The sequence below is a fragment of the Plantactinospora endophytica genome (genome assembly GCF_016862915.1).
Lineage (GTDB): Bacteria > Actinomycetota > Actinomycetes > Mycobacteriales > Micromonosporaceae > Plantactinospora > Plantactinospora endophytica.
In genome coordinates this window covers 220467-246504 of record NZ_BONW01000042.1, presented here as the reverse complement: position 1 = coordinate 246504, position 26038 = coordinate 220467, and the positions used below count along the sequence as shown (strand labels likewise).

6 protein-coding genes are annotated in these 26038 nt (G+C 73.7%); 5 read left to right on the top strand and 1 reads right to left on the bottom strand.

Going from position 1 to position 26038, the window contains the following annotated elements; translation table 11 throughout:
• Positions 1 to 243: 243 nt before the first annotated feature.
• The 3 genes from Pen02_RS35880 to Pen02_RS35870 are packed head-to-tail and all read left to right on the top strand — an operon-like array spanning position 244 to position 23284.
• Positions 244 to 17478, top strand: coding sequence for a non-ribosomal peptide synthetase (locus tag Pen02_RS35880; RefSeq protein WP_203870634.1), 17235 nt, complete (start codon positions 244 to 246; stop codon positions 17476 to 17478).
• Positions 17475 to 23063 (top strand): non-ribosomal peptide synthetase, encoded by a 5589-nt coding sequence (locus Pen02_RS35875; protein WP_203870633.1) that lies wholly within the window; start codon positions 17475 to 17477, stop codon positions 23061 to 23063. Before Pen02_RS35880 ends, Pen02_RS35875 begins: the two co-directional genes overlap by 4 nt.
• Positions 23060 to 23284 carry an MbtH family protein gene (locus tag Pen02_RS35870; protein ID WP_203870632.1) on the top strand — a complete coding sequence of 75 codons (225 nt, stop codon included), beginning with the start codon at positions 23060 to 23062 and terminating at the stop codon, positions 23282 to 23284. The genes Pen02_RS35875 and Pen02_RS35870 overlap by 4 nt, the downstream gene beginning before the upstream one ends.
• A gap of 98 nt (positions 23285 to 23382) precedes the next feature.
• Here Pen02_RS35870 and Pen02_RS35865 read toward each other — a convergent pair whose 3' ends face one another.
• Positions 23383 to 24105: an aspartate/glutamate racemase family protein gene (locus Pen02_RS35865; RefSeq protein ID WP_203870631.1), complete on the bottom strand. Its 723-nt coding sequence runs from the start codon at positions 24103 to 24105 to the stop codon at positions 23383 to 23385.
• Positions 24106 to 24271: 166 nt separating this feature from the next.
• Here Pen02_RS35865 and Pen02_RS35860 point away from each other — a divergent pair, with 166 nt between their 5' ends.
• Positions 24272 to 24919: a DUF6875 domain-containing protein gene (locus Pen02_RS35860; RefSeq protein ID WP_203870630.1), complete on the top strand. Its 648-nt coding sequence runs from the start codon at positions 24272 to 24274 to the stop codon at positions 24917 to 24919.
• On the top strand, positions 24916 to 25953 hold the full coding sequence (locus Pen02_RS35855; RefSeq protein WP_203870629.1) for a methyltransferase: 1038 nt from the start codon (positions 24916 to 24918) through the stop codon (positions 25951 to 25953). Before Pen02_RS35860 ends, Pen02_RS35855 begins: the two co-directional genes overlap by 4 nt.
• The last annotated feature ends 85 nt before the right edge of the window (positions 25954 to 26038 follow it).

Here is a 26038-nt window from a genome sequence, read left to right as displayed (position 1 = left end):
CGGAACGAAGCGCGGTGCGCTGCGGTGTGATGCCGGCGCTGGATCGCCTCGGTGCTGCGGTGCGAAGCGCCGTGCGAAGCCGTGCTGTGCTGTGTTGTGCCGTGCGGTGCGGGCGTGCGGCGCCGAAAAGATTCACGGATGTGAATGGAAAAGGTTCACCGATAACCGCTCGAAAGTAAGCCTCGATAGCTTCGGGCCGCGGTGGCGGCCTGGGTCCGCCCTGTTGACGGGGGAGTTGGCGGAATGGATTCGAAGACGGCATCCGGACGGCGCGACATTCAGCGTGCGTACCAGGGGCGGCAGCGGCCGGTACCCGGGCTCACCCTGCCCGGCCTGTTCGAGGCGCAGGTGCGCCGTACCCCGGACGCGCCCGCGCTGGTGTGCGGCCCGGCGCGGCTGAGCTATGCCGAGCTGAACGCGCGGGCCAACCGGCTCGCCCGGCGGCTGGTGGCGCACGGCGCCGGTCCGGAGACGACCGTCGCGGTCGCCCTGCCCCGCGACGAGGGCCTCGCGGTCGCGCTGCTCGCGGTCGCCAAGTCCGGCGCCGCCTACCTGCCGCTCGACCTCGCCTATCCGGCCGACCGGATCGAGTTCATGCTCGCCGACGCGGCGGCGCACTGCGTGCTGACCACCCCGGGCGCCCTGCCGGACCTGGCGGCGGACGTGCTCCGCCCGGACCGGGTGCTCAGCCCGCAGGACGACGACCTCGGCCAGCCCGACGACGGCGACGACGGCGACCTCACCGACGCTGACCGGGTCCGGCCACTGACGCCGCACAACCCGGCCTACCTGATGTACACGTCCGGCTCGACGGGTCGGCCGAAGGGCGTCGTGATCGAGCACCGTGCCCTGGCCGACTACCTGCTCTGGTGCCAGGACACCTACCCGGAGCTGGCCGGAACCTCGCTGTGGCACTCGTCGGTCGCCTTCGACATGACCGTCACGTCGCTGTTCGCCACGCTGGTCTGCGGCGGCCTGGTGCACGTCACGGCGCTCGCCGACGACCCGGGCACGCCGGCGCTGCCCACCACGTTCCTCAAGGCCACCCCGAGCCACCTGCCGCTGCTCTCGGTCCTGCCGGAGCACTTCTCGCCGACCGTGGACCTGATGCTGGGCGGCGAGGCGCTGCACGCGGAGATCCTCGACGAGTGGCGCCGCCGGCACCCGGACGCGACCGTACGCAACGTCTACGGTCCGACCGAGGCCACGGTGAACGTCGCCGAGTACCGGGTCGACCCCGGTACCGAGCTGGCGCCCGGGGTGTTGCCGCTCGGCCGGTTGATGGACAACGCCCGGGCGTACGTGCTCGACGCCGAACTGCACCAGGTCGAGCCGGGCGTCGTCGGCGAGCTGTACGTCGCCGGACCGGGACTGGCCCGGGGCTACCACGCCCGCCCCGGGCTGACCGGCGAGCGCTTCGTCGCCGACCCGTACGCGCCGGGCGAGCGGATGTACCGCACCGGTGACCTCGCCCGGTTCCGCCCCGACGGAGTGCTCGAATTCGCCGGTCGGGTCGACGACCAGGTCAAGGTACGCGGCTTCCGGATCGAGCTGGGCGAGATCGAGTCGGCGCTGGCCGCCCACCCGGCGGTCGCCCGCGCTGCGGTGGCGGTACGCGAGGACGAACCCGGCGACAAGCGGATCGTCGGTTACCTCGTTCCCGGCGACGCCGACGGGGACCGGCCGGCACCGGCCGACCTGGCCCGCGCCCAGGTCGACGAGTGGCGCGAGGTGCACGACACCACGTACGTGGAGGCGCCGGCAGCCGCCTTCGGCGAGGACTTCCACGGCTGGAACTCGAGCTACGACGGCGAACCGATCCCGCTGCCCGAGATGACGCAGTGGCGCGCCGAGACGGTGGAGCGGATCCGGGCGCTGCGTCCGGCCCGGATCCTGGAGATCGGCTTCGGCACCGGTCTGATCGCCGCGCCGCTGCTGCCCGAGTGCGAGGCGTACTGGGGAACCGAGCTGTCGCCCCGGGCGGTCGCGGCACTGCGGGCCGCCGCCGACGCCGACCCGAACCTGGCCGGTCGGGTACACGTCCGGCAGCAGCCCGCCGACGACGTGACCGGCCTGCCGACCGGCTACTTCGACACGATCGTCATCAACTCGGTCATGCAGTACTTCCCGAGCGTCGACTACCTGGTCGAGGTGATCGAGGCGCTGACCGGACTGCTGGCCCCCGGTGGCCGGATCTTCGTCGGCGACGTACGCAACCTGGAGCTGGCCCGGGAGTTCCACACCGAGGTGCAGCTCGCCCGCCGTGGGGCGCACGCCGCCACCCCGGCGGTACGGCGGGGCGTCGAGCAGCAACTGGCGATGGAGAAGGAGCTGCTGGTCGCGCCGGCCCTGTTCGCCGCCCTGCCCCGGCTGGTCCCGGCGATCCGGTCGGTACGCGTGGAGCTGAAGGGCTCGGCCGGGCACACCGAGATGTCCCGTTACCGCTACGACGTGGTACTCGACACCACGCCGGCCGACGCCCCGCTCCCGACCAGCGAACTCGACTGGGCGGACCTCGGCGACCTCGCCGCCCTGGAGGCACGGGTCGGTGCCGGGCTGGTGGTGCGGGGCATCCCGAACGCCCGGGTGCGGCGCCAGCACGCCGCCGCCGAGCTGATCGGCGCCGGTGCCCCGATCGAGGAGGCGCTCGCCGCGCTGGCCGCGCCGGCCGGGGAGACCGACCCGCACACCATCGGCGAGCTGGCCGGACGGGTCGGGCTGACCGCCGTGCTGACCTGGTCGGCGCAGGACCCGACCCGGTTCGACGCGGCCTTCGTACCGGCCGGTCAGACCGTCCCGGCCGTTCTGCCCGGTCCCGACGACGCCACTGTGGACGTCCGAGCGTTGGCGAACCACCCGGCCGCGCTGCGCGCCCACGCGGCGCTGGTCCGCACGGTGCTCGGACACCTCGGCGAGCGGCTGCCGGACTACATGGTGCCGTCGGCGCTGGTGGTGCTCGACGCGCTGCCGCTCACCCCGAACGGCAAGGTGGACCGGAAGGCACTGCCGGCACCGACGCTGCTCGGCGGGACCGGCCGGGCCGCCCGCGACCCGCGCGAGGAGTTCCTCTGCGGGCTCTTCGCCGACGTGCTCGGGGTGGCCCGGGTCGGCATCGACGACAGTTTCTTCGACCTGGGCGGGCACTCGCTGCTCGCGGTCCGGCTGCTCAACCTGGTGCGCGCCCGCTGGGGCGTGGAGCTGAGCGTGCGGACCGTCTTCGAGGCGCCGACCGTCGCCGAACTGGCCGAACTGCTGCCCGCCGACGGCGACGGCGCGGCCGACGGTACCGCCGTCGCCCACCGCCCGGTGCTGCGGGCCGGCGACCGCCCCGAGCTGGTACCCGCGTCGTACGCGCAGACCCGGCTGTGGCTGCTCGACGAGCTGGGCGGCGCCGCCGCCTACAACGTGCCGCTGGTGGTACGCCTCGACGGCGCCGTGGACCCGGCCGCCCTGGAGGCCGCGCTGCTCGACGTGGTGCAGCGGCACGAGAGCCTGCGTACCACGTTCGTCGAGCGGGACGGCGTCGTCGCCCAGGTCGTCGTGCCGGCCCGGCTGCCGATGTCGGTGCTGCGGGTGGCCGGCGACCCGATGGCCGAGGTGGCCGAGGCGGCGCGGCACCGGTTCGACCTCGCCACCGAGCCGCCGATCAGGGCCCGGCTGTTCCGGTCCGACGTGCACGGGGACGTGCTGCTCATCCTGGTGCACCACATTGCGGCGGACGGCTGGTCGCTCGACCCGCTCGCCGCCGACCTGTCCACGGCGTACCAGGCCCGGCTGGGCGGGTCGGCGCCGTCCTGGGCACCGCTGCCCGTCCAGTACGCCGACTACGCGCTGTGGCAGCGCGACCTGCTCGGCACGGTCGCCGACGCCCAGGTCGGATACTGGCGGGAGGCGCTCGCCGGTCTGGCGCCGGTACTGGAACTGCCCACCGACCGGCCCCGCCCGCCGGTCGCGAGTTACGCCGGAGACGTCGTACCGGTCGAGCTGCCGGCGGAGCTGCACGAGCGGCTGCTGGAGCTGGCCCGGGGCTGCGACGTGACCATGTTCATGGTGGTGCAGGCCGCCCTCGCCGCCCTGCTCACCAGGCTCGGTGCGGGTACCGACGTGCCGATCGGCGCGGCGGTGGCGGGGCGTACCGACGCCGCGCTGGACGCGCTGGTGGGCTTCTTCGTCAACGCGCTCGTGCTGCGCACCGACACCTCCGGCGACCCGACGTTCCGGGAACTACTGGCCCGGGTACGCGAGGTCGACCTGGCCGCGTACGCGCACCAGGACGTGCCGTTCGAGCGGCTCGTCGAGGCGCTGAACCCGCCCCGCTCGCTCGCCCACCACCCGCTCTACCAGGTGATGCTGACGTTGCAGAACAACGCCGGGGCGAGCCTTCGGCTGCCGGGCCTGACCGCCGACGTGACGGCGGTGCACAACGGCGCGGCGAAGTTCGATCTGTCGCTGATCGTCGAGGAGCGGTACGACGAGGCGCGCCGGCCGCGCGGCGTGACCGGCACCCTGGAGTACGCCACCGACCTGTTCGACCGGGCGACCGTCGACCGGTTCGTCGCCATGCTGGTACGCCTGCTCGACGGCGTCGCCACCGACGCCGGCCTGCCGTTGAGCGCGGTCGACCTGCTCGCGGCGGAGGAGCGGCACGCGGTGCTGCACGGCTGGAACGACACCGCGCGGGAGGTGCCGGCCGCCACGCTCGTCTCGCTGATCGAGCGGCAGGTCGCGCTGACCCCGGACGCGCCGGCCGTCGCGCACGGCGCCGACACGTTGAGCTACGCGCAGCTCGACGAGCGGGCGAACCGGCTGGCCCGGCTGCTCGTCGCCGGTGGCGCCGCACCCGAGCGCTTCGTCGCGGTCGCGGTGCCCAAGTCGGTCGACCTGGTGGTCGCGCTGGTCGCGGTGCTGAAGTCCGGTGCCGCGTACCTGCCGCTGGAGTTGAGCTATCCGGTGGAGCGGCTGCGGGTGATGGTCGAGGAGGTCGCCCCGGTCCTGCTGCTGACGCACTCCAGTGTGGACGTCGCCGCCGAGATCGCCGCCGGCGGTCCCAACGGGCACGGTTCCGATCAGCCGGGTCCCGACGGGCACGGTGCCGATCAGCCGGGTCCCGACGGTTCCGTTCCCGGCCTCGTCGTGATGGACTCCGCCGCGACCGTCGACGCGCTCGCCGGCCTGGACGCGGGCGTCCTCACCGACGGCGAGCGCCGGGCGCCGCTGCACGACGCCAACCCGGCCTTCGTGATCTTCACTTCCGGCTCGACCGGCCGACCCAAGGGCGTGGTCGTCGAGCACCGGTCGCTGAACGTCTACCTCGCCTGGGCGCGCAGCGCGTACCCGGGGGTGGCGGGGCGGGCACTGGTGCACTCGCCGGTCTCCTTCGACCTCACCGCCACCGGCCTGTTCGCGCCGCTCACCGCAGGCGGCTGCGCCCACCTGGTGGACCTCACCGAGGCCAGCGCGACCGGTCCGCAGCCGCCGACGCCCACCTTCGTCAAGGCGACCCCGAGCCACCTGCCGGTGCTGCTGTCCCTGCCGGCCGGCTACTCGCCGACCGAGCAGCTCGTGCTGGGCGGCGAGGCGCTGCTCGGTGAGGTGCTCGACGAGTGGCGTGCCGGCCACCCGGGCGCCACGGTGATCAACGAGTACGGCCCGACCGAGACCACGATCGGCTGCACCGAGTTCCGGGTCGGACCGGGCGAGTCGGTGGTGCCGGGCGTGGTGACCATCGGCACGCCGATCTGGAACACCCGGATGTACGTGCTGGACGCCCGGCTGCGCCCGACCCCGTTCGGGGTGACCGGTGAGGCGTACATCGCCGGTGACCTGGTCACCCGGGGCTACTTCGGTCGGCCCGGGCTGACCTCGACCAAGTTCGTGGCCGACCCGTACGGCCCGCCCGGCTCCCGGATGTACCGCTCCGGCGACCTGTTCCGGTGGCGCGCCGACGGGCAACTGGAGTTCGTCGCCCGCGTCGACGACCAGGTCAAACTGCGCGGTTTCAGGATCGAGCCGGGCGAGATCGAGGCGGTGGCGCAGCGGTACCCGGCGGTCCGGCACGCGGCGGTGGTGCTGCGCGAGGACACCCCCGGCAACCGCCGGCTCGTCGGGTACGTCGCACCGGCCGGCGTCGACGTCGCCGGTCTGCGCGAGCACCTGGCCCGGCAACTGCCGGAGTACATGGTGCCGTCGTCGATCGTGGCGCTGGACGAGCTGCCCACGACGGCGAACCGGAAGCTGGACCGGGCCGCGTTGCCGGTACCCGAGGCGGTGGCCGCCGGGCTCGGCCGGGCCGCCGGTTCGGCCCGGGAGGAACTGGTCTGCGGCATCTTCGCCGAGGTGCTGGCGGTGCCCCGGGTCGGCCCGGACGACGACTTCTTCGCCGTCGGCGGGCACAGCCTGCTCGCGGTACGGCTGCGTAGCCAGCTCCGGGCCGCGACCGGCGTCGACCTGTCGCTCCGGGTCATCTTCGAGGCGCCGACCCCGGCCGGACTCGCCGCCGAACTGGACGCGGCCACCGGCTCCGGTCCGGACGCCGCCCCCGCCGACGGTACGGTCGCGCTGCGGCCCCGGCCCCGGCCCGACCGGCTGCCGCTGTCGTACGCACAGCGTCGGCTGTGGTTCCTGCACCGGCTCGACCCGACCTCGGCGACCTACAACGTGCCGGTCGCCAGCCGGCTCACCGGCCCGCTCGACCTGGCCGCGCTGACCGAGGCACTCGCCGACGTCGTCGCCCGGCACGAGCCACTACGCACCCGCCATCCGGAGCAGAACGGCGAGCCGTACCAGGAGCTGATCCCGCTCGACGCGGCCCGTCCCGTCGTCGAGCTGGTCGGGGTCGACGAGGCCGGGCTGGCCGACGCGCTGGACGCCGCCTCCCGGGTACCGTTCGACATCACCGTCGACCCGCCGATCCGGGTGACGGTGTTCGCGCTCGACTCGACCGGGCAGCCGGAGCACGTGCTGCTGGTGCTCTGCCACCACATCGCCACCGACGGCGGGTCCGAGGCGCCGTTCGCCCGCGACCTGGCCCTCGGCTACGCGGCCCGGTCGACCGGCACCGCACCCCGGTACGCGCCGCTGCCGGTCTCGTACGCCGACTACAGCCTGTGGCAGCACGACCTGCTCGGCGCGGAGACCGACCCGGACAGCGCCGCTGCGGCGCAGGTCGCCTACTGGACCGCGACCCTGGCCGGGCTGCCGGAGCTGACCGAGGTGCCGGCGGACCGGCCCCGGCCGGCGCAGGCGAGCCACGTCGGCGCGGACGTCGAGTTCACGCTCGACGCCGAGCTGCACGAGGCGGTGGCCGGGCTGGCCCGGTCGGCCGGCGTGACGGTGTTCATGGTGTTCCACGCGGCGCTGGCGGCGCTGCTGTCCCGGCTCGGCGCCGGCTCGGACATCCCGGTCGGGACGGCCGTCGCCGGCCGGAACGAGGAGGGCCTCGACGGACTGGTCGGGTTCTTCGTCAACACGCTGGTGCTGCGCACCGACACCTCCGGCGACCCGAGCTTCCGGGAACTGCTGGCCCGGGTCCGCGAGGTGGACCTGGCCGCCTTCGCACACCAGGACATCCCGTTCGAGCGGCTGGTCGAGGTGCTCAACCCGGCCCGGTCGCTGGCACACCACCCGCTGTTCCAGGTCATGCTCACCATCCGCAACGACGAGGATGGCCGGCTCGAACTGCCGGGCCTCGGCGCGGCACCGGTACCGGTGGACACCGGGGTGGCCAAGTTCGACCTGTCGGTGGTGGTCGCCGAGACGCACACCGCCGACGGCGGCCCGGCCGGGGTACGCGGCGGCATCGAGTACGCCGTGGACCTGTTCGACCAGGAGACCGCCCAAGCGATCGCGGACCGGCTCGTACTGGTACTGCGGGCTGCCGTCGCCGAGCCTGCCGCGCCGATCAGCGCGCTGGAGCTGATGTCGGCCGCCGAGCGGCAACGGCTGCTCGTCGACTGGAACGGGGCGGCTGTGGCCTACCCGGACGCCTCGGTGCACGAGCTGTTCCGTGCGCAGGTCGCCCGTACCCCCGACGCCGTGGCGGTGACCGGCGACGCCGGCTCGATGACCTACGCCGAGCTGGACCGGCGGGCGAACCGGCTCGCCCACCGGCTCGCCCGGCTCGGCGTCGGCGCCGGTTCGCACGTCGGCTGCCTGCTGGAACGCTCGCCGCACGTCGTCGTCGCCGCGCTCGCCGTGCTGAAGCTCGGCGCCGCCTACGTCCCGCTGCACGCCACCTACCCGCCGGCCCGGGTACGCGGCGTGCTCGCCGAGACCGGCGCCACGGTGCTGCTCACCGACACCAAGCAGCGGATCTTCTCGCACTCCGCCGTCGTCGTCACCGTGGACGACGACCCGGAGCAGGCGAAGCTGCCGGACACCGACCCGGGGGTCCGGACCGACCCCGCCGAACTGGCCTACGTGATGTACACCTCCGGCTCGACCGGTACCCCGAAGGGTGTCGCCGTCACCCACCGGGACATCGTCGGCCTGGTCCACCACCGTGGCTTCGACGACCCGGCGCACCTGCGGGTACTGGTGCACTCCGCGTTCGCCTTCGACGCCTCCACCTACGAGATGTGGGTGCCGCTGCTGCGCGGCGGCGCCGTCGTGGTCGCCCCGCCCGGTGACCCCGACGTCGACACCCTCGAACGTGTACTGCGCGATCACCAGGTCACCGCGGCGTTCTTCACCACGGCGCTGTTCAACCTGATCGCCGAGGAGCGGCCGGCGGCGCTGGCCGGGATGCGGGAGGTGTGGACCGGCGGCGAACTGGTCTCGCCGGCCGCGATGCGCCGGTTCGGGCAGGCGTGCCCGTCGGTCGCCCTGGTGCACGTGTACGGCCCGACCGAGACCACCACCTACGCGCTCGCCGGGCAGGTGCACACAGTTGCGGAGCAGGCCGGCACCGTGCCGATCGGGCGGGTGATGGACAACATGCGCGGCTACGTGCTGGACGAACTGCTGCGCCCGGTGCCGGTCGGCGTCACCGGTGAGCTGTACCTCGCCGGCACCGGGACCGCCCGGGGCTACGTGCGCCGTCCCGGCCAGACCGCCGAGCGTTTCGTCGCCGACCCGTACGGCCCGGCCGGCGGGCGGATGTACCGCACCGGTGACCTGGTCCGATGGGACCGGCACGGCGAGATCGAGTACGTCGGGCGCGCCGACCAGCAGGTCAAACTGCGCGGCTTCCGGATCGAGCTGGGCGAGATCGAGGCGGCGCTGGTCGGCCAGCCGAGTATCGGGCAGGCGTACGTCACCGTGCGGGAGATCGGTGGCGACCGTCGGATCGTCGCGTACCTGGTGCCGGCGGCCGGGCGTACGGTCGGGCTCGACGACGTGCGTAGCCAGCTCGCCGGCAAGCTGCCCGGCTACATGGTGCCGGCGTACTTCGTCGTACTCGACGCGCTGCCGTTGAACGCCAACGGCAAGGTCGACCGTAGGGCGCTGCCGGCACCCGCGTTCGCCGCGCCGGGCACCGGACGGCAGCCCCGCACCGTACGCGAGGAACTGCTCTGCGGGCTCTTCGCCGACGTGTTGGGGGTGCCGGCGGTCGGCCTGGACGACAACTTCTTCGACCTCGGCGGCCACTCGCTGCTCGCCTCCCGGCTGGTGTCCCGGATCCGGGCCGCGCTGGGGGCGGAACTGCCGCTGCGGGCGCTCTTCGAGGCGCCGACCGTGGCCGGCGTCGCGTCCCGGCTGGTCGAGGGCGGGGCGCCGAGGCCGGCGTTGGTCGGGTCGACGTCGGCGGATGGGTTGGTGCCGTTGTCGTTCGCGCAGCAGCGGTTGTGGTTCCTGCATCGGTTGGAGGGTGCGGGTGCGACGTACAACGTGCCGTTGGCGGTGCGGTTGCGTGGGGTGTTGGATGTGTCGGCGTTGCGGGCGGCCTGGGTGGACGTGGTGGCGCGGCACGAGGTGCTGCGTACCGGGTTCACCGACGTCGACGGCGTGATGTACCAGCGGGTGCATCCGGCGGCCCCGGTGCTCGCCGGCCCGATCCCGGTCGCCGAGGCGGCCCTGCCGGCCACGGTGGCGGACGCGGTCCGCCGGCCGTTCGACTTCACGGCCGAGCTGCCGTTGCGGGTCACCCTGTTCGAGATCGGCCCGGAGGACCACCTGCTGTTGGTCGTGTTGCACCACATCGCGGCGGACGGTTGGTCGTTCGATCCGTTGGTGCGGGACGTGTCGGCGGCGTACGCGGCGCGGGTTGCCGGTGCCGAGCCGGGCTGGTCGGCGTTGCCGGTGCAGTACCGGGACTATGCGGTGTGGCAGCGGGAGCTGTTGGGTGACGAGGACGCGCCGGACAGTGTGTTGGCCGGGCAGCTCGGGTTCTGGCGGGACCGGTTGGCGGGGATGCCGGACCTGATCGCGTTGCCGACCGACCGGCCCCGCCCGGTGGTGGCGTCGTTCGCCGGTGGACGCTTCGAGTTCGGCTGGGACGCCGGGCTGCACGAGCGGATCACCGAACTGGCCCGGGGCAGCGGTACGACGCTGTTCATGGTGGTGCAGGCCGGGTTGGCGGCGTTGCTGTCCCGCCTCGGCGCCGGTACGGACATTCCGATCGGTACGGTCGTCGCGGGTCGGACGGATGCGGCGTTGGACGAGTTGGTCGGGTTCTTCGTCAACACGTTGGTGTTGCGCACGGATGTGAGTGGTGCGCCGACGTTCCGGGAGTTGTTGTCGCGGGTTCGGGACACCGACCTGGCGGCGTACGACCATCAGGATCTGCCGTTCGAGCGGCTGGTCGAGGAGCTGAACCCGGTCCGGTCGCTGTCGCACCACCCGCTGTTCCAGGTGTCGCTGACCGTGCAGGCCGACGACGAACCCGTCTACGACCTGCCCGGCGTCGAAGCCACCTGGCGCGACGCGGAGCTGAGCACCGCCAAGTTCGACCTCACCCTGACCGTGCGGGAGCACCCGGACGGCGGCGCCGCCGCGCAGCTCGACTACGCCACCGACCTGTTCGACCCGGCGACCGTCGAACTGCTGGCCCGGCGCCTGGTGCACACCCTCGAGGCCGCCGTCGCGGCGCCGGACGCCAGGGTCGAGAGCATCGACGTGTTCGTCGACGGCGAGCGGGACACCATCCTCGGCGACTGGGCGCACGGCGCTCCCGACCTTCCGGCGGCGTCCCTGCCGGCGCTGTTCCGGGCCGGGGTGGACCGGGAACCGGACGCGCCGGCCGTACGGTTCGAGGGGGTCGAGCTGAGCTACGCCGAGCTGGACCGGCGGGCCACCGCCCTCGCCCGGCGGCTCCGGGCGGCCGGTGCCGGTCCGCACAGCCTCGTCGCGGTCGCGGTGCCGCGCTCGGCGGAACTGGTCGTGGCGCTGCTCGCCGTGCACATGGCGGGTGCGGCGTACCTGCCGATCGACCCGGACTACCCGGCCGAGCGGATCGCCTACATGCTCGAGGACGGCCAGCCGGCCGTGCTGCTCACCACGAGCGGAACCGCCGCCACCCTGCCGGAGAGCCCGGTCGCCCGGCTGCTGCTGGACGAGGTCGTGCCGCACAGCGCCGACCCCGGACCGTCGGCCGGTGCCGACTCCGCGCCGCTCGCCCCGCCGGCTCCGGAGGTACCCGCCTACGTCATCTACACCTCCGGCTCGACCGGCCGGCCCAAGGGTGTGGTGGTCAGTCACGCCGGCCTGGCGAACCTCGCCCGGGCGCAGGCCGAGATGCTCGGCGTCACCGCCGACAGCCGGGTGCTCCAGTTCGCCGCGCTGAGCTTCGACGCGGCGGCCTGGGAGGTCTGCATGGCGCTGGCCAACGGCGCCTGCCTGGTGCTCGCACCCCGCGAGCGGCTGCGCCCCGGCGAACCGCTCAGCGCGCTCGTCGCGCAGGAACGGGTCAGCCACGTCACGCTGCCGCCCAGCGCGCTCGCCGGACTGGACGGGTACGACCTGCCGGCCGGCATGACGCTGGTGGTCGCGGGGGAGGCGTGCGGGCCGGAACTGATCGAACGCTGGGCACCCGGCCGTCGCATGGTCAACGCGTACGGCCCGACCGAGACGACGGTCTGCGCCACCATGAGTACGCCGCTGCACGAAGCGGCGACTCCGCCGATCGGCCGGCCGATCCGGGGCGCCGCCACCTACGTACTCGACGCGGCACTGCGCCCGGTGCCACCCGGCGTGCCGGGGGAGCTGTACGTCGCCGGTACCGGCCTGGCCACCGGCTACCTGGCCCGGCCCGGCCTCAGCGCCACGAGGTTCGTCGCCGACCCGTACGGTCCGTCCGGCTCGCGGATGTACCGCACCGGCGACCTGGCCAAGTGGCGGTCCGACGGGCAGTTGGAGTACCTCGGGCGGGTCGACCGGCAGGTCAAACTGCGCGGCTTCCGGATCGAGCCCGGCGAGGTCGAGGCGGTGCTCGCCGGACATCCGTCGGTGGCCCAGGCGGTCGCGGTCGTCCGCGAGGACCGGCCCGGCGACGCACGGCTGGTCGCCTACGCGGTACCGGCGGCAGGACCGAGCGGTGCCGCCGAGCCGGGCGAGCTGCGGGACTTCCTGCGGGAGCGGCTGCCGGCGTTCCTGGTCCCCGCCGCCGTGGTGGTGGTCGACACGATCCCGGTCACCCCGAACGGCAAGGTCGACCATCGGGCGCTGCCGGCGCCGGTGCTGCTCGGCCCGGACGGCGGGTCGGGCACCGGGCGGCAGCCGCGCACCGCACGGGAGGAACTGCTCTGCGGGCTCTTCGCCGACGTGTTGGGGGTGCCGGCGGTCGGCCTGGACGACAACTTCTTCGAGTACGGCGGCCACTCGCTGCTGGCGACCCGGCTGGTGTCCCGGATCCGGGCGGCGCTGGGGGTGGAACTGCCGCTGCGGGCGGTCTTCGAGGCGCCGACGGTGGCGGGGCTGGCGTCCCGACTGGTCGACGGTGGAGTGTCGAGGCCGGCGTTGGTCGGGTCGACGTCGGCGGATGAGTTGGTGCCGTTGTCGTTCGCGCAGCAGCGGTTGTGGTTCCTGCATCGGTTGGAGGGTGCGGGTGCGACGTACAACGTGCCGTTGGCGGTGCGGTTGCGTGGGGTGTTGGACGTGTCGGCGTTGCGGGCTGCCTGGGTGGACGTGGTGGCGCGGCACGAGGTGCTGCGTACCGTCTTCGTCGACGCCGACGGCCCGACCCGGCAGCGGATCCAGCCGACCTCGCCGGCCGTCGAGCTGGTACGGGTCGACGCCGGGCGCCTGGACGCCGAGGTGGCGGACGCCGCGCGCCGGCCGTTCGACCTGACCGCCGAGGAACCGCCGCTGCGGGTCACGCTCTTCGAGGTCGGGCCCGAGGACCATGTGCTGTTGGTCGTGTTGCACCACATCGCGGCGGACGGTTGGTCGTTCGATCCGTTGGTGCGGGACGTGTCGGCGGCGTACGCCGCGCGAATTGCCGGTGCCGAGCCGGGCTGGTCCCCGCTGCCGGTGCAGTACCGGGACTACGCGATCTGGCAACGCGAGTTGCTGGGCGACGAGAACGCGCCGGACAGTGTGCTGGCCGGACAGCTCGGGTTCTGGCGGGACCGGCTCGACGGGATGCCGGACCTGATTCCGCTGCCCACCGACCGGCCCCGCCCGGTGGTCGCGTCGTTCACCGGGGGCCGGGCCGAGTTCGCCTGGGGCCCGGAGGTGCACGCCAGGGTGACCGAGCTGGCCCGGGGCAGCGGTACGACGCTGTTCATGGTGGTGCAGGCCGGGTTGGCGGCGTTGCTGTCCCGCCTCGGCGCCGGTACGGACATTCCGATCGGTACGGTCGTCGCGGGTCGGACTGACGCGGCGTTGGACGAGTTGGTCGGGTTCTTCGTCAACACGTTGGTGTTGCGCACGGATGTGAGTGGTGCGCCGACGTTCCGGGAGTTGTTGTCGCGGGTTCGGGACACCGACCTGGCGGCGTACGACCATCAGGATCTGCCGTTCGAGCGGCTGGTCGAGGAGCTGAACCCGGTCCGGTCGCTGTCGCACCACCCGCTGTTCCAGGTGTCGCTGACCGTGCACACCGCCGGGAAACCCGTCTACGACCTGCCCGGCCTCGACACCGGGTGGCACGACCCCGGATTCAGCGCGGCAAAGTTCGACCTCGGCGTCGGCCTGACCGAGCGGTTCGACGACGCCGGCCGGCCGGTCGGGGTGACCGGCTCGATCGAGTACGCCACCGACCTGTTCGACGCCGGCACCGTCGCCGCGTTCGCACAGCGGCTGGTGCAGTTGATCGGTACTGCGGCGGCGCAGCCGGACCGTTCCGTCGACGACCTCGACGTGCTGGTCCCGGGCGAGTACGAGCGGATCCGGTACGGCTGGAACGACTGGCACGGCGGGGACGACACCGCCGTACCGGCCGGTGCGCTGGACTTCCCGGGCCTGTTCGCGGCCCAGGCCCGGCGTACCCCGGAGGCGGCGGCGGTGTGGTTCGCCGGCGAGGCGCTCTGCTACGCGGAGCTGGACGCCCGGGCGAACCGGCTCGCACACCACCTGGCCGCCCACGGCGCCGGCCCGGAGCGCACCGTCGCCGTGGCGCTGCGGCGCGGCGCGGACTACGTCGTCGCGGTGCTCGCCGCGATGAAGTCCGGCGCCGCGTTCCTGCCGCTCGACCCGGACTACCCGGCCGCGCGCCTCGCGTTCATGCTCGGCGACGCCCGACCGTCCTGTGTGGTCACCGACACCACCGTGGCCGGCACGGTGGACCTGGGGGACCGTCCGGTCGTGCTGCTCGACGACCCGGCGACCGCCCGCGCCGTCGCCGCCGCCCCGGCCACCGACCCGAGCCCGGCGAGGCCGCTGGCCGCACCGGCCTACGTCATCTACACCTCCGGCTCCACCGGACAGCCGAAGGGCGTCGTCGTCACGCACGGCGGGATCGCGAGCATCACCGAGTCGATGGTCGACGCGTGCGGCGTACGGCCCGGCGACCGGGTACTCCAGTTCGTCGCGCTCAGCTTCGACGCGTCGGTCGCCGAACTGTGCCTGTCGCTGCTCTCCGGGGCGTGCCTGGTGGTGCCGTCCGCACCGCCGGTCGGCGAGGACCTGGCCGACTACCTGGAGACGCACCGGATCAACCACCTGCTGCTGCCGCCGTCGGTGCTGGCCAGCCTGCCCCGGATCGCGCTGCCGGAGTTGCGGTCGCTGATCGTCGGCGGCGAGTCCTGCCCGGCGGAACTCGCCGAGTACTGGGCACGCGGGCGGCGCCTGGTCAACGGGTACGGCCCGACCGAGTCGACGCTCGCCGCGACGTTGAGCGGTCCGCTCGCCGGAACGGCGCCGCTGCCGATCGGCCGGCCGGTCCGGGACACCCGGGTGTACCTGCTCGACGAGCAGCTCCGACTGGTCCCGCCCGGAGTCGTCGGCGAGATGTACGTCGCCGGCGCCGGCCTGGCGCGCGGCTACCTGGCCCGCCCCGGGATCACCGCCGAGCGGTTCGTCGCCGACCCGTACGGCTCGGCCGGGGAGCGGATGTACCGCACCGGCGACCTGGCGAAGTGGCGGGCGGACGGGCAACTCGACTTCGTGGGAAGGCTCGACGACCAGGTGAAGGTCCGGGGCTTCCGGATCGAACTCGGCGAGGTCGAGGCGGCGCTGTCCGCACAGCCGGGAGTGGCGCTGGCCGCGGCCACCGTACGCGAGGTCGGCAACGGCCGAATGCTGGTCGGGTACGTCGTCCCGGGTGACGCCGTCGCCCCGCCGGAACCGGGTCGACTGCGCGCCGCACTCGCCGCCCGGCTGCCCGACGCGATGGTTCCGGCGCTGGTCGTACTCGTCGACTCGATGCCGCTGACCCCGAACGGCAAGGTGGACCGGGCGGCGCTGCCGGCGCCGGAGACGTTCGCCCAACCCGGGTCGCCGCCCCGGACCCCGCGCGAGCACCTGCTGCACGCCGCCTTCGCCGACGTGCTCGGCCGCACCGACTTCGGTGTCGACCAGGGCTTCTTCGAGCTGGGCGGGGACAGCATCCGGGCCATCCAACTGGTCTCCCGGGCCCGTCGGGCCGGGGTGGTCTTCAGCCCGCGCGACGTGTTCCTCGCCAAGTCGGTGGCCGGGCTCGCCGCGCTGGCGGCCGACGGCGACGGGCCGGCGACCGTCGCCGTCGACGACGGGGTGGGCGAGCTGCCGCAGACTCCGATGGCGGCCTGGATGCGCGGGCTCGGCGGGTACGACGGCTTCAACCAGACGATGGTGCTCACCGTGCCGGCCGAGTTGGACCAGCCGTCGCTGGTCGGCGCGGTGCAGGCGCTGCTCGACCACCACGACGCGCTGCGGACGACCGACGACGGCGCGGCCGTCGCCGAGCCGGGTACGGTCGACGCGGCCGAGCTGGTCCACCGGGTGGACGTCGCCGGGCTGGCGCCGGAGGCCCTGGTCGCGGTGGTCGCCGCCGAGGCCGGCGCCGCGCGGGGTCGGCTCAGCCCGAGGGCCGGGGTCACCGTGCAGGTGGTCTGGTTCGACGCCGGACCGGCGGCCGGCCGGCTGCTGGTGATGCTGCACCACCTGGTCGTCGACGGGGTCTCCTGGCACGTGCTGCTGCCGGACCTGCGGGCGGCCTGGGAGGCCGCCGTCGCGGGCCGGGCGGTACAGCTCGACCCGGTGGGTACCTCGCTGCGCGGCTGGGCGACCCGGCTGGTCGAGTTGGCCGGCTCGGCCGAGCGGGTCGCCGAGCTGCCGGACTGGCAACGCCTGCTCGGTACCCCGGAGGCGCCGCTCGGGAGCCGACCGCTGGATCCGGCCCGGGACACCGCCGGAACCGTCCAGGAGCTTTCCGTGGTACTGCCGGCGGAGCACACCGGGCCGCTGCTCGGCGCCGTACCGGCCACGCTGCGGGCCAACGTCAACGACGTACTGCTCACCGGCCTGGCGCTGGCGTTGGAGCGGTGCGGGCGTACCGGCGGGCTGCTGGTCGACCTGGAGGGGCACGGCCGCGAGGAGTTGGTGCCGGGGATGGACCTGTCCCGGACGGTCGGCTGGTTCACCAAGGTGCACCCGGTCCGGATCGACGCCGGCGGGCAGGACGCCGGGCGCGCACTGCGGGCGGTGAAGGAGCAGCTCCGATCGGTGCCCGGCGACGGACACGGGTACGGCATGCTGCGCTACCTCAACCCGTCCACCGCGCCGGCCCTCGCCGCCGGCCCGGTTCCGCAGCTCGGCTTCAACTACCTCGGCATGTCCAGCGGCGGCGGCGCGGACGGATGGTGGTCGCCCGCACCGGACGCCCCGAGCGTTCCGCCGCGCGACCCGGAGATGCCGGCCGCGCACACCCTGGACGTCAACGCCGTGGCGGTCGACCGGGGCAGCGGGCCGGAGCTGCACGCGAGCCTGAGCTGGCCGGCCGGACTGCTGGACGCGGAGTGGGTCGGGCGGCTCGCCGAGGCGTGGCTGGCGGCGCTGCGGGAGATCGTGGCGCACGCCGCACTGCCCGGTGCCAGCGGGCTGACCCCGTCGGACCTGTCGCTGGACCTGGATCAGGACGAGATCGAGTCGTTGGAGGCCGAAATGGGGATCCTGCTGTGACCGCCGGGGTGACCGAGCGGGCGGTGAGTGCGATCGAGGACGTACTCGCCCTCGCCCCGCTACAGGAGGGCCTGCTCTTCCACGCGCTCTACGACCGGTCCTCGGCGGACGTCTACAACGCCCAGCTCGTGCTGCACCTCGACGGGCCGCTCGACGCCGAACTGCTGCGCCGGTCGATGGACGCCCTGCTGGAGCGGCACCCGAACCTGCGAGCCGGCTTCCGGCAGCGCCGCAACGGCCAGCCGATCCAGGTGGTCCAGCGCGGCGTCCGGATGCCCTGGTCGGAGCTGGACCTGACCGGTCTCGGCGAGGCCGAGCGGGACGGCCGGCTGGCCGACGCGTTCGCCGCCGAGCTGGCCGAACGGTTCGACCTGACCCGCCCGCCGATGCTGCGCTGCCTGCTGGTGAGGCTGGACGCCACCCACCACCGGCTCGCCGTCACCAACCACCACATCGTGGTGGACGGCTGGTCCACGCCGCTGCTCATCGGCGAGCTGTTCGCGGTCTACGGCGCGGACGGCGACGCGTCGGGGCTGCCGCCCATCACGCCGTACCGGGACTACCTGGGCTGGCTGGCCCGGCAGGACCGGACCGGTGCCGAGGCGCGCTGGAGCCGGTACCTGGACGGGCTGGCCGGACCGACCGTCGTCGCACCGGACGGCACCGCCGAGACCGGCGACGGCCACGGGTCGGTGCCACCGGCCACGGTCAACACGGAACTGCCCGAGGCGGCGACGGAGGCGCTGGTCGGGTTCGGCCGCACCCACGGTCTCACTCTCAACACGCTCGCCCAGGGCGCCTGGGCGCTGACGCTGGCACAACTCACCGGCAGCGCGGACGTCGTGTTCGGAGCGACCGTCTCCGGCCGTCCGCCGCAGTTGCCCGGGGTCGAGACGATGGTCGGGCTGTTCATCAACGCGATCCCGGTCCGGGCCAGGCTGGCGGGTACCGTCGCGGAGGCGCTGGAACTGCTCCAGGCCGGCCAGTCCGAGCTGCTGGACGACCAGTACCTGCGGCTGGCCGACATGCAGCGGCTGGCCGGGCTGACCGGGACCGGCGAGTTGTTCGACACGATGACCGTGTTCGAGAACTTCCCGATGGACGCCTCCGGGGGCGCGCTGACCGCCCGCGGCCTGCGCCTGGTGCACTTCGACGGCAAGGACGGCGCGCACTACCCGTTGCGCCTGGTCACCGGCCTGGTCCGGGACCGGTTCCACGTCCGGCTGGACTACCGGCCGGACCTGTTCGCGCCGGAGCACGCCTCGGCCGTCGCCGAGCTGTTCACCGACTCGCTGCGGGCGGTCGTCGAGGCGCCGGGGGAGCCGGTCGCCGCGCTGCTGGCCCGGCCGGAGCGGGTCGCGCTCGCCGGCCGGGTACCGGTCGGGTCCGCACCGGCCGGGCCCGCGTCCGACGCCCCGGTACGGGCGCCGTTCCGGGCACCGCAGGGGGCCGAGGAGGTGCTCTGCGGGCTGGTGGCGGAGATCCTGCCCGGGGCGGCCGACGACCCGATCGGCGCCGACGACGACTTCTTCGCCCGGGGCGGGAACTCGCTCTCCGCGATCCAGTTCCTCAACAAGGTGCACGCGGCGTTCGGGGTACGGCTGCCGATCCGGACCCTGTTCGAGGCGCCGACCATGGCGCAGCTCGTACGCCATCTCGGTGCCGGTGCGGTCGCCGGGCCGGCCGTCGGTTCGCTGCCCCGACCGGAGCGGGCGCCGCTCTCCTTCGGTCAACGCCGGCTGTGGTTCATGCACCAGTTCGAGGGGCCGAGCGCCACCTACAACGTGCCGCTCAGCCTGCACCTGTCCGGTCCGCTGGACCGGGCGGCGCTGGCGGCGGCGCTCGCCGACCTGGCCGACCGGCACGAGTCGCTGCGTACCGTGCTGGTCGCCGACGGCGGCACACCGGTCCAGGTGGTACTCGCCGACGCGCGGCCCGAGCTGGAGGTCCGGGAGGTCGACCCGGCTGACCCGGCGGCGCTGCCGGCCGCGCTGCGTGCGGCGGCCGGGCACCACTTCGACCTGGCCCGGGAGATCCCGGTGCGTACGGTGCTGTTCCGGCTCGGCCCGGACGAGCACGTGCTGCTGCTGTTGCTGCACCACGCGGCGTGTGACGGCTGGTCGCTGGCGCCGCTGATGCGCGACTTCGCGGTGGCGTACGCGGCGCGCACCGCCGGCAACTCTCCACTCTGGACCCCGCTGCCGGTCCGGTACGCCGACTACGCGGTCTGGCAGCAGGCGCTGCTGGCCGGGGCGGACGACCCGGACAGCCCGGCCGGCAAGCAGGTCGAGTACTGGCGGCAGGCCCTCGCCGGTTCGCCGGAGCTGCTGCAACTGCCCACCGACCGGCCCCGCCCGGCCACGCCAAGCTATTCCGGCGGCCGGGTCGCCGTCACCATCGACCCGCAGGTGCACGCCGCCCTGGCCGAGCTGGCGAAGTCGTCGGGCGCGACGGTGTTCATGGTGTTCCACGCGATCCTCGCCGGACTGTTGACCCGGCTCGGCGCCGGCACCGACGTGCCGGTCGGCGCGGCGGTGGCGGGGCGGACCGACGCGTCGCTGGACGGGCTGGTCGGGTTCTTCGTCAACACGCTGGTGCTGCGGGCCGACACCTCCGGCGATCCGAGCTTCCGGGAGTTGCTGGCCCGGGTCCGGGAGGTCGACCTGGCCGCCTTCGTGCACCAGGACATCCCGTTCGAGCGGCTGGTCGAGGTGCTGAATCCGGCCCGGTCGCTGGCACACCACCCGCTGTTCCAGGTGATGCTCACCATGCAGAACACCACGGCCGCGACGCTCGAACTGGCCGGGCTGCGGGTCGACCCGTACCGGTTCGACGCCGGCACGTCCCGGATCGACCTGTCGTTCGTGGTCGGCGAGAGCCGGGCCGCCGACGGCACACCGCGTGGGCTGGAGTGCATCCTGGAGTACGCCGCCGACCTGTTCGACCGGGAGACCGCGCAGGCGATCGCGGACCGGCTGGTACGGCTCGCCTCGGCGGTCGCCGCCGACCCCGACGCGGCACTCGGCGCCGCCGACGTACTGGCGCCGGGGGAGCGGCGGGAACTGCTCGCGGCCGGTACGTCCGGCGACGCCCCGGTGGCCGAGGCGACCTGGGCGGAGCTGTTTCAGACACAGGTATGCCGGACACCGGACGCGCCCGCCGTCGACTCGGACGGCGCCGTACTCACCTTCGCCGAGCTGGACGCCCGCGCGGAGAGGCTGGCCCGGACCCTCGTCGCCCGGGGTGCCGGACCCGAGCGGGTCGTCGCGGTCCGGCTGCCCGCCTCCGTCGAACTGGTCGTGGCGCTGCTCGCGGTGCAGAAGGCCGGCGGCGCCTACCTGCCGGTCGACCCCGACCTGCCGGCCGACCGCCTGGCGGCGATGCTGGACGGCGTCGCCTGCGTCGTCGACGCGTCCACCGCCGTCGACGGCTCGCTGCCGATTGTGGAGGGCAGCGTGCCGCTGCCGACCGCGAACCCGGCCTCGCCCGCGTACGTCATCTACACCTCGGGCTCGACCGGCGTACCGAAGGGTGTCGTGGTCACCCACGCCGGCCTCGCCGCTCTCGCCGCGCACCAGCGCGAACGCTACGGGCTCGGCCCCGGTGACCGGGTGCTCCAGTTCGTCTCGCCCAGTTTCGACGTGTCGATCGTCGAGCTGTGTCAGGCGCTGCTCTCCGGCGCCTGCCTGGTGATCCCGCCGGCCCGGCCGGTCGGCGACGAACTCGCGCAGGCCCTCGCCGAGCTGCGCATCACGCACGCGCACATCCCGCCGGCCGTACTGCGCGGCGTGCCCGCGACCGACCTGCCGGAGTTGCGGGTGCTCATCTCCGGTGGCGAGTCGGCGACACCCGAGCTGATCGCCCGGTGGGCGCCGGGCCGGATGTTCGTGCACGCGTACGGGCCGACCGAGGCCACCGTCGACGTCACCGTGCACGACTGCCGCCCGGACGCCGGGCCGGGCCCGGTGCCGATCGGCCGGCCGGTCGCCGCCACCCGGGTCTACGTGCTGGACGGCGGGCTGCGGCTCGCTCCCCGTGGCGTCGTCGGCGAGCTGTACATCGCCGGCCCCGGGGTGGCCCGGGGCTACCTGGGCCGGCCGGGCGCGACGGCGGAGCGGTTCGTGGCCGACCCGTTCGGTGAGCCGGGCGGGCGGATGTACCGCACCGGCGACCTGGCCCGGTGGCGCGCGGACGGCGAACTCGAGTTCGCCGGACGCGCGGACGACCAGGTGAAGGTGCGTGGCTTCCGGATCGAACCGGGCGAGATCGAGACGGTGCTGTGCCGGCACGAGGGCGTCGCCCGGGCGGCGGTCGTGGTCCGGGAGGACCGGCCCGGCGACCGTCGCCTGGTCGGCTACGTCGTGGCGGACGAGGACGGGACCGTCGAGCCGGCCGCCCTGCGTACCCGGCTCGCGGCGGCACTGCCGGAGTACATGGTGCCGGCCGCGATCGTCGTCGTCGACAGCCTGCCGGTGACCCGGAACGCCAAGCTCGACCTCGCCGCGCTGCCGGTACCGGACTACGGCAGCGCACCGGCCGGCCGGCCGCCCGCCTCGCCGCGCGAGGAGCTGCTGTGCCGGCTCTTCGGCGAGGTACTCGGCGTGGAGGTCGGCGTCGACGACCACTTCTTCGCCCTCGGCGGCCACTCACTGCTGGCCGCCCGCCTGGTCAGCCTGGTCCGCGAGGTCCTCGGCGTGTCGCTGACCGTACGGGCGGTCTTCGAGGCGCCCACCCCGGCCCGGCTCGAGGAGCTGCTCGCCTCCGGCCGACGGTCGGTGGACGTGATGGACGTGGTACTGCCGCTGCGCCCGGACGGCGACCGGTACCCGCTGTTCTGCGTGCACCCGGTCGGCGGCACGAGCTGGCGGTACTCGTCGCTGCTGCGGGCCTTCGACGCGTCGTACCCGATCGTCGGTTTGCAGTCGCGCGGCCTGGAGGGCGGGCCGCTCGCGTCCACGATGGACGAGATGGTGGCCGAGTACGCCGCACGGATCCGGGAACTGCAACCGTCCGGCCCGCGACACCTGCTCGGCTGGTCCCTCGGCGGCAACATCGCGCAGGCCCTTGCCGCCCGGCTGCGCGCCGAGGGCGAGGAGGTCGAACTGCTCGTGCTGCTCGACGCGTACCCGGTGCCGCCCGAGTGGCGGCACGACGTCGAGCCGGACGCGCTGCTGCCGCAGATGTACCGCCAGTACGCCCAGCTCTACGGCGAGCCGGAGGAACTGCCGGACGACCCGGCGCGACTGCGTGCCGCCGTGGTGGAGTACCTCGGCCGGGGCGAGAACGAGCTGCGCTACTTCGACCACGCCCAGCGGGACCGGGTGCTGGACGTCATGTTGAACAACATCAGGCTGGTCAACACGAGCCCGCCGAGCGTCTTCGACGGCGATGTGTTGCTGGTACGCGCGACCGAGGAGGGCGGGGACCGGCAGGACCCGCAGGCGTGGTCGCCGTACACCGGCGGGCGGCTGGAGGTGACCGGTATCGAATGCCGGCACGTCCGGATGCTCGACCCGGAACCGGCCGCCGCTCTGGCCAGGATCGTCGAGAACCGAATCGCCGTACGAAAGGAAGTCACGCCATGAGCAGCCAGACCAACCCGTTCGAGGACGGCGACGCCGCCTACCTGGTGCTGAGCAACGAGGAGAACCAGCACTCGCTGTGGCCCGCCGGGATCGAGGTGCCCGCCGGCTGGACGGTGGTGAACCCGTCCGACACCCGGGAGGCCAGCCTCGCCTACATCGAGGAGAACTGGCAGGACATGCGCCCGCGCAGCCTGGTGAACGTGATGCAGGACGCCGCCTAGCGGCGAACAGCCGACCGACAGCAGAAGGCTCGGCCGGGACGTCCCCGGCCGAGCCTTCTTCTTCTCTGAACCGTCAGGCGTGCCGCCTTCGGGGCGTGTCAGTGCGCGACGAGCAGCCTCGGGTCGGTCCGCGCCGGTGCGAGACCGGAACCGTGCAGCGAGCGGGCGATCTCGCGCAGCGGGTCCACCACGTTCGCCTCGCCGAGGAGATCGCACAGCTCCTGGCTGACCAGGTGCAGCTCGGTGCAGCCCAGCACCACCCCGGTGCAGCCGTACCGCGAACGCAGCGTCCGGACCATGTCGACCGCCTCGCGCAGCGGGCCGTGCCGCTTCATCCGGTAGAGCATGTCGTGCACGGCACGCTGGTCCGCCTCGTCCGGCCAGCCGACCCGGGACGCGACCTCGGCCCAGCCGGGATCGCGCGGGAACACCGTGGCCCGCCGCGCGCCTACGGTGCACAGCAACAGGTACCTTCCGTCGCGCTCGCGCAGCGTGCTGATCGCCTGACCGATCAGCGACCGCACAGGAGCGCGCAGGCGCGGATCGAGCCGGGGCAGGAAGTGGTGCGCGGTGAAACACGCGATCACCACCGAGTCCGCTCCGGCGTCGACCAACCGGCCCAGGTGCTCGTCGAGCCAGTAGACCAGCTCCGCGCCGGTCCCGTTGAGGATCGCCTCGGTACGGTCGGGACAGGCCGGTGCCGAGTCCAGCAGTACCCGCGCCATGTCCTGCTCGCGGTCGGCCGGATCGAACCGGTAGACGGTGTTGACGAACGCGGCGGAGGCCAACGGCCCCATCCCGCCGAGGACACCGAGGACCATGCGACCTCCTAGTAAAGGCTGGGAGCGTCCGCACGCTATCGACCGTGGCTATCCAGGTCGTATCCGTCGGCAGTGGCCTCGACCGAAGCCGCTCGTATAAGGCATCAATAGCCGAGGTCCGTAACGTCGGCCGGGTTCAGCACTGCCACGAGGGGAAGGACGTCGCATGTCCGTCGCAGAGCGCGTCGCATGGGCACAGCAATGGGTCAGCGACTACACCGCGAATCCGCATCCGGAACTGGGCCGTGACGGGGTGGTCTGCCCGTACATGGTCAAGGCGTTGCGCCAGGACTGCATCACGCTTGTCGACTTCGACTCCAGCGAGGGTGACGCCGCGCTCGCCGCGCTCGCCCGCGAGATGCGCGGAAAGATGATCAAGCGCGCCGCCGAACTCGGCGCCGACCACGTCTACCTGGTCAACCTGATCGTCCCGTTCGGCAACTCCGAGACCGAGCTGAAGGCGATGGTCGGCCGGGTGCACGCCCGGCTCAAGGAGGAGTTCGTCTCGCTCGGCTTCATGCTCGGCGACTTCTGGCCCGAGCACGAGACGGCCGGCCTGTACAGCGAGGACTTCCGGCCGTTCACCAGCCCGCTGCCGATCCTCGGCATGCGCCACATGGTCCCGGCCGACCTGGTCTTCTTCATCACGCCCGACCTGACCCCGCAGCAGCAGCTCACCTACCTCGGCTACTACGCCAAGGTCTTCGAGGGCCGGCTGAACCGCTACTGGTCGGGTCGGCTGGAGCAGAGCGAGGCGGCGGCCTGCGCGGCGCTCGTCGAGGTGTCCGGAACGACCGGCCCACGGGCAGCATGACGGCGGCCACGCGACCGCGGGGCGGTGACGTCCGTGTCGACGTCACCGCCGAGGTCGCGCGACTGCGGGCGCTCGCCGACCCCGCGCCCGGACGCGTCCTGTACGCGCTCTGCGCGCTCGGCGTCGCCGACCGGCTGGCGGCCTCGCCGCAGCCCACCGCCGCGCTGGCCGAGGCGGTGGGCGCCGACGAGGACGCACTGCGCCGGGTGCTGCGGGTGGCGGCCGAGCTGCGCGTCGTACGCCAGCAGCAGGACACCTGGTACCTGCTGCCCGCCGGTGACCTGCTGCGGTCCGACGTCCCCGGCAGCCTGCGCGCCGAGTTCGCCGACAACGACCTGTTCCGGCTCTGGACCGGTTTCCTGGACACCGTACGCACCGGCGAGCCGTGCTACCCGACTGTCTTCGGCGCGCCGCTGTTCGACCGGTTGACCGCCACCCCGGAGGCGATGCGGTCGTTCCACCAGCACATGGACGACCGCGCCGAGCTGACCTACGCGCCCCTGCTCGACCTGCCGGTGTGGCCGTCGGACGGGGTCCTGGTCGATGTCGCCGGCGGGACGGGCGGGCTGCTGCGCCGGCTGCTGGAGTCGCGGCCGTCGCTGCGGGGGGTGTTGCACGACCTGCCCTCGGTGCTCGCACTCTCGCCGCTGCGGCACCGGGCCGACCTCGCCGGGCGGATCCGGTTCGCCTCGGCCGACATGTTCACCGAGCCGCTGCCGGCCGGCGACGTCCACCTGCTGGCGAGCGTGCTGCACGACTGGCCGGACCGTACGGCCGCGACGATACTGAGCCGGTGCCGGCCCGCCGACCGGCTGCTCGTGGTGGACCGGGTGGCCCCGGACGACGGTCCGGGTACCGGTTCGGGTGGCGTGTTCCGCAACGACCTGCTGATGCTCGCCGCGGTGGGTGGGCGCGAGCGGACCCGAGCGGAGTGGACGGCGCTGCTGGCGGGCGCGGGGTTCACACTGGACGCCGTACGCGGCGCCGAGGGCACCGAGTTGTCGGTGCTGGAGTGCCGGCCCGTTCCGTCCTGAGTCGCCACCACCGGCTGCCCCTTCGGCGAGGTGTGGACCTGGCTGCGGCAGCCACGGTGGACATGACGCGCGGGGTTCGGCGTCG